The 12,658-nt window shown below is 42.3% G+C and carries 11 protein-coding genes and 1 pseudogene; 6 read left to right on the forward strand and 6 right to left on the reverse strand.

What is annotated here, in order from left to right:
• The 4 genes and pseudogenes from L1D50_RS07660 to L1D50_RS07675 all read left to right on the forward strand — a co-directional run.
• Positions 1-182: pseudogene (locus L1D50_RS07660) on the forward strand (hypothetical protein); the annotation flags it as partial.
• A gap of 449 nt (positions 183-631) precedes the next feature.
• Positions 632-2,146 carry a cell surface receptor IPT/TIG domain-containing protein gene (locus tag L1D50_RS07665; RefSeq protein WP_138523428.1) on the forward strand — a complete coding sequence of 505 codons (1,515 nt, stop codon included), beginning with the start codon at positions 632-634 and terminating at the stop codon, positions 2,144-2,146.
• Positions 2,147-2,224: 78 nt separating this feature from the next.
• Positions 2,225-2,461 (forward strand): serine hydrolase domain-containing protein, encoded by a 237-nt coding sequence (locus tag L1D50_RS07670; RefSeq protein WP_275669088.1) that lies wholly within the window; start codon positions 2,225-2,227, stop codon positions 2,459-2,461.
• Between the two features lie 68 nt (positions 2,462-2,529).
• Positions 2,530-3,060 (forward strand): hypothetical protein, encoded by a 531-nt coding sequence (locus L1D50_RS07675; protein WP_128727522.1) that lies wholly within the window; start codon positions 2,530-2,532, stop codon positions 3,058-3,060.
• A 152-nt stretch (positions 3,061-3,212) separates the two neighbouring features.
• Here L1D50_RS07675 and L1D50_RS07680 read toward each other — a convergent pair whose 3' ends face one another.
• The 4 genes from L1D50_RS07680 to L1D50_RS07695 all read right to left on the reverse strand — a co-directional run bounded on the left by L1D50_RS07680 (position 3,213) and on the right by L1D50_RS07695 (position 8,988).
• A complete protein-coding gene (locus tag L1D50_RS07680; RefSeq protein WP_128727521.1) occupies positions 3,213-3,944 on the reverse strand; it encodes a transporter substrate-binding domain-containing protein in 732 nt (243 codons plus the stop codon).
• 725 nt (positions 3,945-4,669) lie between these two features.
• Entirely contained in the window at positions 4,670-6,703 is a 2,034-nt protein-coding gene (locus L1D50_RS07685) for a S9 family peptidase (protein ID WP_138523426.1), read from the reverse strand.
• Between the two features lie 238 nt (positions 6,704-6,941).
• Positions 6,942-7,982, reverse strand: coding sequence for a methionine synthase (locus L1D50_RS07690; protein WP_010370114.1), 1,041 nt, complete (start codon positions 7,980-7,982; stop codon positions 6,942-6,944).
• Between the two features lie 28 nt (positions 7,983-8,010).
• Positions 8,011-8,988, reverse strand: a complete 978-nt coding sequence (locus tag L1D50_RS07695) for a DUF1852 domain-containing protein (protein ID WP_239965813.1) — start codon at positions 8,986-8,988, stop codon at positions 8,011-8,013.
• Positions 8,989-9,452: 464 nt separating this feature from the next.
• Here L1D50_RS07695 and L1D50_RS07700 point away from each other — a divergent pair, with 464 nt between their 5' ends.
• Positions 9,453-10,262: a sulfite exporter TauE/SafE family protein gene (locus tag L1D50_RS07700; protein WP_128727518.1), complete on the forward strand. Its 810-nt coding sequence runs from the start codon at positions 9,453-9,455 to the stop codon at positions 10,260-10,262.
• Between the two features lie 55 nt (positions 10,263-10,317).
• Here the strand turns inward: L1D50_RS07700 and L1D50_RS07705 are convergent, their stop codons facing one another.
• The gene (locus L1D50_RS07705; protein ID WP_239965814.1) at positions 10,318-11,382 is read right to left on the reverse strand and encodes a linear amide C-N hydrolase; all 1,065 of its coding nucleotides are present in this window, start codon (positions 11,380-11,382) and stop codon (positions 10,318-10,320) included.
• Positions 11,383-11,655: 273 nt separating this feature from the next.
• Here L1D50_RS07705 and L1D50_RS07710 point away from each other — a divergent pair, with 273 nt between their 5' ends.
• A complete protein-coding gene (locus tag L1D50_RS07710) occupies positions 11,656-12,141 on the forward strand; it encodes a GNAT family N-acetyltransferase (RefSeq protein WP_239965815.1) in 486 nt (161 codons plus the stop codon).
• 12 nt (positions 12,142-12,153) lie between these two features.
• On the opposite strand, the gene L1D50_RS07715 is transcribed toward L1D50_RS07710, so the two are convergent.
• Complete coding sequence (locus L1D50_RS07715; protein WP_239965816.1) at positions 12,154-12,480, reverse strand: hypothetical protein; 327 nt, start codon at positions 12,478-12,480, stop codon at positions 12,154-12,156.
• Positions 12,481-12,658 lie beyond the last annotated feature (178 nt).

Here is a 12,658-nt window from a genome sequence, read left to right on the forward strand (position 1 = left end):
CTATTACGGAGCGTTTTAGTCTAGGTATAAATTTTCTTCTAACGCTCATTGCTACTTTGGTGGGGGTGTTACTCGCTATCACTGATTACGAAGCTGAACAAAAAGAAAAACAAGATGTTGTGAAGCTACTGATGTCTTCAATTTCATCGGTAAAAACTTGCTATGAGTACAGTGAAATATGAATTGAATATTTTAATACGTTACCGAATGAGGCTAGCTTAAGAGTTAAGTTTTATGTAAAAAAACCGCCTCCTTACCCTGAATATTTGGATACTTTATTGATGCAGAATATCGTTAGTAAGAATTTATCTGGGGCAGCCTTAAGCTATCTAAATGAACTACTAATTAATTTGAAGAGAAGCCGAATAAGTAATCCCCCCTTATATCTCAGCGTTCTAGGTCAAACTTTCAAGCTTTTGAAGTTAGAAGTCGATTACCAACAAGGCAAGAACACTGAAAAGCAGTTAGTTGACAAGTTGGATGCTCTTGAAAAGTTAGCGTTAGAAATGGCATATAGGAAGAGAAAGTAACGAAAGTACCCTGTGTATTCTACTAAAAGCCTTCAATGAAAGTGTGAAGCAGGAAGCCGGACGAAAAACTTGAGAGAATTTAACATTAATAAGGATTGTTTATGATATCACGATGCATTTTATTGGCACTCGCATTGGTAAGTACAACTGTATTTGCAACTCCACAAAATGGTTTGATCGAACCAGCTAAAGGCACTTGGCAAAACAAAGATGAAGATGGTGATGGTGTATTAGATGAGCATGATGAGTTTCCATTTGATAGTCAGCGCGCTCGTTATCCCGAAATCGTCGAGGTTGAACCTAACGATAACCCCAGTAACGCGGTAAAAGTTGCGCATCAACTTCCGTTCAAAGTAAAGGGGGTTATTTCAAATGCGGGTGATAATGGTGATTTGTATCAGTTTAGTGCAAATAAGGGCGACTATATCTCAGCTCGTATTACCTATAAGTCAGCTAATTTTAAGCCTAAAGTGTACTTTTCCGAGCAAGGCGGTTTTGTGATCAACTCATCGCAGATCCATACTCATAGTGCGCTAAAAATGGCGCATATACTGACTAAAATACCCCATGATGGAAAATTCAACTTGAGTGTCATTGATGATTTATCAGGTGGTGCGCCCGACTATTCCTATGAAATTTACGTATTTAGAGATAATGACACCGACGGTATTGATGATCATGCAGAATATGCAATTGGTATTGAACCAACTCGTATTGACACCGATAGAGACTCTATTCATGACTTCTATGAATATTACGTAAAGCAAAGTACTACACTCGATGAAGACAATAACGGGGTAATTAATCTATTGGACTTAGACAGTGATGGCGACGGCATTAATGATGAACGCGAAGGCTCAGGAAATGCAGACCAAGATGATAAATTAAACTTTTTGGATCTTGATTCTGATAATGACGGAGTAGCCGATGCCGACGAAAAACTCAATGCGAAAGGGGGGCCTGAAGACTCTGACAAAGACGGTGTTGAGGACTTCATCGATCTAGATAATGATGGTGACAAAGTTCTAGATATTTATGATGCCGAGCCGTATGAGCGAGTGCGAGGCTTTAGATTAAGCGACTCACCAAGTGTACAAATATCTTCCCAAGCCGGTTATTACAATGGCTATTCATTACCTCGAATTTATCGTATCGGCGATAGTGTTGTATTTACTGGAGATGACTTTGCCGGGCTGGAGAATCCAAAAGTGGTTATCTATAACGGTGAAGAAATTTATAATATCGCGCCAACATCGCACACTAACTCAGAGCTAATCTTTGAACTCAATCTACCACTTCGTAAATATAAGGCATTTATTTATACTCGAAATAAGCGTTCTAATGAAGTGCGAATAAAGCCATACAAAGCGGGTTCACCGTTAATATTTGGATATGCCTCAATCAAAGTTCAAGAAGGTGAACAATACGAGCTTAAGGGAGTGGGGTTTGATGATAAAACTCGTATCGTAATGGGAAATAAAACACTTGTTCCTTCAACTCATACACAATCAAGCCTTACATTTACGATACCAACAGGTATGACAAAAGGCATATTACAATTAACGAATAATGTTGGAATGAGCAATAAGGTTCGGTATCGGGTGCAAGCACGCTAAAAAATAGAGAGCAATAGTTGACTAAAGAAGATTCAGACACCCGCCTCAAAGATATAGAAAAAACGGTTCAAGTTTGTCGTGGGTGTCAGCCGCTATCTGCTATTATTTCGCATCGGTTCTACGACCAAAACAATGACTGTACTTGCAGTAATGCAGCTGCTGGAACAGGGTAAACTATCTATAGATACCGTTATTAATGAATATATAAGTGAACTTAAAATACCTTACACCTTTGAAGCACCTATTACAATTCGTGCCTTATTAAGTCATCGGGCGGGTTTTGAAGAAGCGGATACCGGTAACTATTTTGGCTAGATTTCAGCTTTCGTGTTTGAGTCACTTTTGATGGAAAACAAAGCCTCTTTTGTATAAGGAATGGAATAGTGATTAAAGCCCCCCTACTAGGAATTCTTGAAAAAGATAGATACGGCGATTTGCGGAGCAAACCAATTGAAATTAAAGGGCTCGGTGGGAAGCTGGTTGAATTTATATTAGAGCAGTACGAAGAAGATAAAAAAAAGGATGAGTTTCATGAAGCGATCAAAAACTTTTTGGCAATTGATGAATCCGTCTTGAGAGCCTCGCAAGATTACATCTATCAGTATTACAAAGACATCTTTGTGCATTTGGTACCAGAGGATGATTGGTATGTCGAAATACCCAATGCAGCTGATGTTTGGAAGCATATTCAATTTGGTAATGCGCTATTGGTGTCGCGTCGTTCTGGTGGAGACGAGCTAGTCTATATTTCATTAACGTGTTCATGTGATTGGGAACAAGAGCATGGATTAGAAATAGTGTTTAAACAAGGCAGATATGTGAATAAAGTTGGACCATTTGACGGACACCTCACACACTCAGATGCTTATGACGATGATAGGTTAGAAAATGTTATCTACCCTCAGGGTGTATAAATAACTCGGGATAATAGACAAAGCCATTAGCCTTTACTGAGAAAGCACATGGTTAGATTTTAAAGCTCTCTTTTTGAAATAAACTAACTAGCCGCTTGCTCTCAACTTAATGCGAAAGTAGGCAAGCTCCAACTATGAAGGCGGTTAGAATATTAATTAGTTAATCCTTTAAGTTTATCTGTAATCAAATTCACAAGCTCGGGTGTCATTTGCTTATTTGCTGCAAGGTAGAAATCATTACTGAGACCATCTAATTCTAGCAAGAATTGAAAGTCACTACTTTTGCAGCCTATTTTAGAGCACATATAGTCTAAATGAAGCGGTGAGACAGCAATGATGTCAACTCGATCTCTAAGTAGCATTTTAACTGTAGTGATGGTATCGGGTAAGAGTGCAGTCTTACCTAGCGCCTTTTTCTTCGATAAATAGTGAAATACCACATCATCGCGCTTTATACCTGCTTTATAATTAATTAGCTCTTCAAGCTTCTCAAGCTTTATGTTGTCTCTTCTTTTCAGAGTAACGAGGTAAGTTTTAGTACTGACGAGTACACCGAGCCAGTGAAACAATTCCTCTCTGGCAGGTGTACGTACCATAGAAAAAATAAGAGTTCCTGGTTCGGTCAAAGCTGTTTTGTATGCTCTAGCCCAAGGCATTGCGCGTATTTGGGAGTCGCTTCCTAGTTCACGCAGAAGCTTCCTGACCTTTTCTGCTACCACGCCTCTCACCTCTCCATCTTTTACAATCTGATAAGGGGGGAGTGGCTCTGTCACCACTTGAATTTGGTGAATATCATTAACAGGAGTGGCACTGCAAAAAAATGCTGACCCGAAAAACAACGAAAATAATATGCAGAAGTTGTACTGTGCTTTTCTATTATTCATTTGTTCAACTTACTATAACTTGTACAAAATATGCTAAGGTCAGGTGAGTGTTTGGCCTCAGTGCTCACATGTCCACTGTCCAAAAGTCACTTCGTTAGAGCCGCGTCGAATGCTTAGTTTCTGAATTTTGGAAAGCATAAATTAAATCGCTTGAATATTGCGCTTCACAAACAAAATCTAGATGTAAGATATTGGCACACATGAGGCATTACCTGTCTCCAATATTTTGATGTTAGAACCGAGCCACTATCTTTAAATCGTTGCTCCTTGGGGGCCACATTTCATCTAAAAATACTATTAGTAGTTAATTTTGCTAACGTGCTTATGTCGAGTTACCAAGCGGCTTTTTCTCAATCAAAGTGCTACTAATAGTTCAAATATATACTGTTGTGGCGCTTATGCCCAGTCCAACTTTCGGCTCAATTTCGGTTTGATACTTTATCTTGCTGCGTTGGGCATCTCACACTAAGAGTTGGGAACAAGATCAGACACGTACTTTAATGATTTTTGCTAATTTTAATCGTGCAGAATCTTATGAATAAGTAGAGAAAAATAACAAAAACACTCATCACATTAGTTTTATGCGAAGCAAGCATACAAAATGAGACTAAGTGCTTTTATGTCTCTCTAAAATAGTGTCATTTCCAGAGTGTGAGGTCTACAGAATACATGAGTAATGTGGCCTATAGACCTCAAGCTAGATTATCGAAATAAGTGAATTACGTTTACTTCTTGTACTTTTCAAACCAAGCGAGCGTATGCTCGATTTTGCTGATCATCCGAGAAGGGCGACCTGCAATTCCATGTGGCGCACCTGGAATTTTGACCAGTACAGAGTCAATTTTACGTAACTTAAGTGCTTGGTAGAACTGTTCGGTTTCGGCCATTGGCGTGCGCAAGTCTTCTTCACCCGTCATTAGCATGGTTGGTGTGGTTACGTTGCCAACGAGCGAAAGCGGTGAGCGCTGCCAATAGTGTTCCATATGCTCCCATGGCATACCTGGGAATTGCGTTGGAATTTGACCAAGGCCACTGTCAGCGGTAAGCACTTTACTCAGCCAGTTGATCACAGGCTTTACGACAACTGCAGCGTTGAAACGGTTAGTTAAGCCAATCGCGTAGGCTGTTGCGATACCACCTGCAGAGCCGCCAGCAATAAACAGATTATCTTTGTCGATAAAGCCTTTCTCAAGCATAGCGTCTACCCCTGAGTTATGATCGGCAAAGTCTTCTTTTGAGCTGTATTTGTACTTGAGCAACATCGCAAAGCGCTCGCCGTAAGAGCTGCTGCCTCTGTGATTGTCGTAAAATACCACATAACCTTCAGCAGCATAACGCTGTAATTCTGCTGAGAAATGGGGGCCGTAGGCTAAGTGGGGGCCTCCGTGAATTTCTAATAGTAATGGGTATTGTTTGTTCGGGTCAAAATTTGGTGGGGTAATATACCAGCCCTGAATTTTCTCCCCGTCGAACGACGAGCTATATGTGATCTCATGCACTTTACCAAGGGTTTTATGTGCAAGTAAGTCTTCGTTAAGGCGGGTTAATTGCGTTACTTTACCTTTTCTTGTTGTGATTGCGATGTCTGCAGGGCGTTCACTCGAACCTTGCGTAAAGGCAATTTCCCCATCAAAGTTAGCACTAAATTCACCGCTTAGATAAGGGCGACCAAGGGTTGTGCCTGAGAGCGTATCTGTGATGTCGGTAATTTTACCTTTTGTGGTGATGCTCGCGAGCTTTCGCTTGCCGTGGTCATCGTACGTCATCGCCAGTCTATCACTGCCAATCCAAGTTGGGTCTTGGATTGAGCGATCAAAGTCTTTGGCAATCATGTGGGAGGTTTTGTCCTGCCAATCCATAATATTCAGTTTGCTATTACGGTAAGGGTTTAGCGCGTTCGATGCACTAAGATAAGCCAGCTGTTTACCATTTTCGGAAAAGCTAGGTGCGTACTCACGACCAGGAGCCGACGTAAGCTGGGTGATATTACGGTTAAAATCAACTTCGAATAAGTCGCCCTCTAGGCGCTTGTATTCCCAGTCTGCAATGCGGTTTGCTGAAAACACAATCGCCTGAGCGTCTGCTCGCCACGCGAGTTTCCCACTATGGTGATAATTACCAGAGGTTAATTGGCGTGGCGTGCCGCCTTCACTCGGTAATACGAAGATCTGGCGATAGCCTGGTTTGATAAGGCCTCGGCCATCTGCTTGGTAGTAGGCTTTGTCGATAACAATGGCAGAATCGGACCACTTCGCGCCTTTTGGTTTTTCTGGCATTTTGGCGATGACCGCAGGCTTTTCAGCAACCTTTTGGCTAAAAGCCAGCCATTTGCCATCTGGTGACCACGTTAAGCCACTGATCCCAGATCGCAACTGTGTAAGTAGTGCCGTACGGTTTTGAGCAAGATAATGTACATGAATTTGTGTGCTACCAGATACATTGCTCACAAAGGCAATTTTGCTACCATCTGGCGACCAGCGAGGTTGACTGTAATTGTTTTCATCAGAGAAGAGTGGCGATTGTGCGCCTGACTTAATATCGACCAGCCACAGGTTTTGTCGCTTCGCATCCTTCATCACATCATTGCTGTTACGCACATATACCACTTGAGTACCATCTGGTGATATTTGCGGGTCGTTTGCATATTCCAGCTCAAAAATGTCTTTCGCCTGTAATCCCACCTCAGTCTGTGCGACTGTTGGCAATGCAGCGCAAGCCAGTAAAGTGCAAATGAGCGTCCGTTTCAATCCATAAGGCATAATGCCACCCTCTATATAATTTTTATTTAGGGCTACATAGTTATTCAGGTGCAATTCAATGTCACCTAATACGCGATAGAACGAAATAAAAACTCGATGTGTCAAATAGAATGGGAGTGAGTGGCTGTGTTTTGTGTGAAATCGGATAAGAGTTGCTGATGCTTGAAATGAGTGTTCATCAATAATGGAAAGCCGCGCCGCTATCATTCCTTGACGGCGGCACATAATTTAAGCTTTATTAAGCTGATTTTTTGGCTAATAGCTCTTGGCGCACAAGCTCAGCCCCTGCGCTCAATGCAGCGAGCTTACCTCTTGCCACTTCACGAGAAAGTGGTGCCATACCGCAGTTAGTGCATGGGTAGAGTTTGTCGGCGTCAACAAACTCTAGCGCTTTGCGTAGCGTGTTGGCAACTTCTTCTGGCGTTTCGATGGTGTTGGTTGCAACATCAATCGCACCAACCATCACTTTTTTACCACGGATCAACGCTAACAAGTCGATTGGCACGTGAGAGTTGTGGCACTCTAACGAGATGATATCGATATTGGATTTTTGTAGCTTAGGAAACGCCTCTTCATATTGACGCCATTCTGATCCTAAGGTCTTTTTCCAATCGGTGTTAGCTTTAATGCCGTAGCCGTAACAAATATGCACAGCGGTTTCGCATTTGAGTCCTTCAATGGCACGTTCAAGCGCCGCAATGCCCCAGTCGTTGACCTCATCAAAAAATACATTAAACGCTGGCTCATCGAACTGAATGATATCAACTCCAGCGGCCTCTAGTTCTTTGGCTTCTTGGTTAAGAATTTTAGCAAATTCCCACGCTAGCTTTTCACGGCTTTTGTAGTGGTCATCATACAGTGTATCTATCATCGTCATAGGACCTGGCAATGCCCATTTGATAGGTTTGTCTGTTTGGCTGCGTAGAAATTTGGCATCTTCAACAAAAACCGGCTTTTGGCGAGATACAGGACCAACAACAGTTGGGACACTGGCATCATAGCGGTCGCGAATTTTTACCGTTTGACGCTTCTCAAAGTCCACACCGCTTAGGTGTTCAATAAAAGTGGTTACAAAGTGCTGGCGGGTTTGCTCGCCGTCACTCACGATATCAATACCGGCAAGTTGTTGCTCTTGCAAAGCAATACGTAGTGCATCGTTTTTGCCATCAATAAGCTCGTCGCCCTCTAGTTTCCAAGGTGACCACAGGGTTTCTGGCTGAGCAAGCCAAGCGGGCTTTGGTAAACTGCCAGCAGTAGATGTTGGTAATAGTGTTTTCATAATAAATGCTGTTCCATATTCCCGTTGATTATAAAGCGTAATTTGCAGACCATTGTTCAAGCACGTTTTGGTAAGGCTTGATAAAATGCTCTTCTGCAAATCGACCTTGTGCAATCGCCAACTGGCTGCGCTCTTCGCGGTCATAAACAATTTGTGTTAGCGAGTGATCGGAGTTTTTCAAGTTTGGTTGATAGCACTTGCCCGCCACCGCATTGGCATTGTAAATCTCTGGGCGGTAGATCTTTTGGAATGTTTCCATAGTGCTGATGGTGCTGATCAATTCCAGATTGGTGTAGTCATTCAGTAAGTCACCAAAGAAGTAAAAAGCCAAAGGTGCAACGCTATTTGGTGGCATAAAGTAGCGCACCTCTAAGCCCATCTTTTTGAAATATTGCTCAGTTAATGATGACTCATTTGGTTGATATTCAAAGCCAAGCACAGGGTGCTGATTTTCGGTGCGGTGATAGGTTTTGTTATCCGATACACTTAGGCAAATCACCGGCGGCTTACTAAAGTGACTCTTGTAAGCTTCTGAATCAACAAAGTATTTAAATAGCTTACCGTGTAAGTCGCCAAAGTTAGCTGGGATGCTGAATTTAGGTTGATCTTTATTGTGATCAAGCAATAGCACGCTAAAGTCGTAGTCACGTACGTAAGATGAGAAATTGTTACCAACAATTCCCTCAATGCGTTCATTGGTTTTGTGGTCAACGATGTTGGTTTTTAATACCTCAATTGACGGGAAAGTTTGCCCACTACCCGCAATATCCATATCAACAGAGACTATCTCAAGCTCAACAGAATAACGGTCACCTTTTGGGTTATCCCAGTTAGCCAATGCGTTAAAGCGATTATCAATCATCTTTAGGGCATTGCGTAAGTTTTGCTGGCGGCTTTCGCCTCTTGCCAAGTTAGCAAAGTTAGTGGTGATCCGCGTGCTGTTTGACGGATGGTAATTCTCGTCAAGACGAATGCTCTTAATAGTGAAAGTAAACTCGTTATTCATGTCTTCAGGTATCCAATTCTAATGCTGACGCGCTCGGCAATTACGTTTCACTGCGGTAAACAGATATCCACGGGGACGCAGTGAGAGTGCCGAACATTAAGTGATGTGAGATTTATACGTGGATCACAAGATGAAGAAAAACGGTTTTATTTCACATAAAACATGAGTCTGATTCATGAGTTACAAAAATAGATGGCGCTTATTGAGTCGTATATGCAGAAAATATGAGCAATTGTAGAGTGAAACTTATTAGGTGTATAAAAGTCTAGACCGCTAAATGTCTAAGTTGCATTTGTTTCAAGTAAAACGTGAGGAATATTCAAGACTTATCTAAGTCAAAAGCATCAATGGCAAAGCGTTATGTTGTTATACTCGCCAGCGCTTAGGTGGCAGAAAGGCTAAAAGCAACGCCGATATTGCTCACTTAGGTGTTTGCGCCTCAATGAAAAGAAGAGATAAGTGGAATGAGTGAGTTGATATTGTTGTTTGTGTATTGTGCACTACTCGGTAGTGTTGTCGGCTTTTTAGCCGGGTTGTTAGGTATTGGTGGTGGGCTGGTTATTGTTCCGGTGCTGAGCAGTATTTTATTGTACTTTAACGTGTTACCACCGGAGCAAGTGGTCATAGCCGCCGTGGCGACATCGTTGGCATCCATTTTATTTACTTCTACCTCATCGGCAATCGCGCATCATAAAAATGGTAATGTACCGTGGGATTTAGCGCCGTGGATAATGACGGGCGTTGCACTAGGCGCGCTGATCAGTGGTTTTTTGGCAGCGCTATTACCCGAAAACGCAGTGCGCATTGTATTTGCAGTAAGTGTGGTATTGATAGCAATAAAAATGTTTTATAGCAGCAAAAATGAGAGCACAACCCAAAGGCAGCTGCCGAATAAAGGCATACTTACGTTATTAACGACGATCACCGGTGGTTTATCTGCCATGATAGGCATTGGCGGTGGAGCACTTTTGGTACCGCTGTTGACGTTTTTCTCTCTTGATATGAAAAAGGCCATAGGATGTGCTTCTGCATGTGGCATTGTTATCGCGCTTTTTGGTTCCGTTGGCTACATTAGCTCGGGCAGTGCGCACTTTGCACTTTCGGATGGCTTCGCCGGATTTGTTTATTTGCCAGCCCTGTTAGGCATTGTGTGCACGTCTTGGTTTACCGCTCCAATGGGGGCTAAAGCCACGCATCACTTGCCTGTTGCCACGATTAAAAAGGTATTTGCGGTGCTGCTGTTAGTGATGGCTGTGAATATGGCGGTAAATTAAGTGCTTTTGAGCCAAAACGAACTATCGCGTGTTTGGCTCAGAAGTTCTGCTAATCTTACTTTTTGAACGGATCTTCGGTTGGTTCAAAGTATTTGTTTAACTTGCCATTTCTGGTGCTATTGATGTACTCTCCAGATGGATCTTCGCTTATCAATGTGAAGGCACTGACTGGCGATCCAAAGTTAAAGTTTGCCAATTCCACCCAAGCAACATGAGGCGTGCGAGCATTGCAAAAATAATAGGTTTGGCTCCTATGTGCTGCAACGGTTGTCCACAAGGTATTAGATATGTTTGGGCTGGCACTGCTTGTAAAATTATAGCCAAGGGGTACTGATGCACTTGCAGCAACCGAGCGAGCCTGTGCAAGGGCATCATGCTCATCGTTTGGTAAATCTAAGTGATTAAGATAAAACGTAGCGCGCTCGAATCTATCGATTGAGTATGGGCCGCCAGGGATCGTATGGCTCGGCTGACTGTTTTTATCACTCCATTGCCACAGCCAATAATCATTAATCCTTAGCTGATCTTCATAACTTGGTTCATTGGTAACAACGCGATAGTCAGCGCTGTGATGGATCTTAAAAACCCCATTTTCAACTTCGATAATGGCTGAATCGCCACTGATATCCGACACCATTAAATGCAATGCTGCGGTTTTACCTTCGCTGTTAGGTACTTCTGCACCAACGATCTGAATTTCTTGTTTACTGAATACGTCAACGACTTCCTTGACCAGTACAAATTTGTCTAACACATATTGCAACCATCTAAGGACGCTCAGCTGCTTTTTACTTTTGCATGCTGACTTACCGTACGTCGCGCCTGAGTCGTACAATACATTTGCGACAAGCCCCATAGAGTTCATGCCATCGGAGGCTGCCCAGCCGCTGCAATCATCTCCAACCATAGCGACCACACTACTATAAGAAGATGTCCATGTCAGTGGGTTACGAGTTTTCTCGCTTGCTATTGCCTCTAGCTCAGAAACTGGCTCAAGCCCCGATTTTTTTAGTCCTTTTTCAAGTACAAACAAGCTGGTAGGTAATATAAACATCCAGTCCATATTTCTGGCAGTAGCTAAATATGCTCTATTCCAGTTATTAAAAGCTCTAGTACACATAACAACCTCACAAGAAAATTAAATATCCTTTTGATGAGTGGTTTCTCATCAACCTACTGATTCATACTAGGCTTTGAAAAAGGCTAAATACATTACAGAAAGTTACAGTGCATTACAGGAGTGGTGTCAGTAACCATTAGTACGAAAAACTAATGATTCGACAAGTATTTGTCTCAGGTTTTCTAAAACAAAAGTGGTGTGAGGTTAGTAGAATGAGTATATTTGCAAAAATTGGGTTAATTACTATCAGGTATGACGTTTAGAGGAAATGGGATGATAAGAGAGATAACGCGGGATGATTTTGAGTCGTTTTGGCCAACATTTTCAGAAGTGATCCAAGCACAAGAAACGTATGCATTTGACTCAAATATGAGTATGGAACAGGCATTTTTACTTTGGTGTGAAACGCCGCTTAAAGCTTTTGCATATGTTGAGAATGGGCAAGTACTTGGCAGCTATTATTTGCGACAAAATGCGATGGGTCCGAGTGGCCACATATGTAACTGTGGTTACATGGTGTCGAGTTTGGCTCGTGGTAAAGGAATTGCACGGCTGATGTGCGAACATTCCCAGCAGCAAGCGTTAGCACTGGGGTTCGAAGCCATGCAATTTAATAGTGTGGTATCGACTAATGAAGTGGCGATTAAACTTTGGCAAAAGCTTGGTTTTACCATTGTGGGCACCATTCCCAAGGCATACAAGCATCCTCGTCTGGGTTTGGTAGATAGCTATGTTATGTATAAATGGTTGGCTGATTAAAGTGGACAGGATCTAAACTAACGTGGCGAGTGTCCTAACGTGGCGAGTGTCATTTTGCGCAGTCGAACAGTATTTGTTTACTGCGCATAGTCTTAAGTAAAAAGCTGATAAGCCGCTTGACGTTGGGTATAGATTTTTTTGCTGAAATTCATGTAATTCGTCTAACAAGACATACTGCAAAATCGCAGGAGGGATAGATAAGTTTATTTTTTGCTTTAACTGCTTAACCGAAGTGTTAATTTGGCTTAAGTGAGGGGCAAGGCAGGCTTCCATGTTTTCAGCGGCACTGAGCAGCTGCAGTCCCAATTCAGAAAACGAGACTTTGTCTTGCGAAAGCATGCATATATCAAGACTAAAGCGTTGATTTAAAGCATGTAGCCTACGAGATACCGTCGTGTGGTTTACGCCTAGAACTTTGGCCGCACCTCTGAGAGTATTGGCACGCTTTAATGCAAGTAGTTCTTTGTAAGATCTTTACCCAAGAGGAACCTGCTGAGGCGAGAATTCAATATAACCG

The sequence above is a fragment of the Pseudoalteromonas sp. Isolate6 genome (genome assembly GCF_022398435.1).
In the GTDB taxonomy this organism is placed as follows: domain Bacteria; phylum Pseudomonadota; class Gammaproteobacteria; order Enterobacterales; family Alteromonadaceae; genus Pseudoalteromonas; species Pseudoalteromonas galatheae.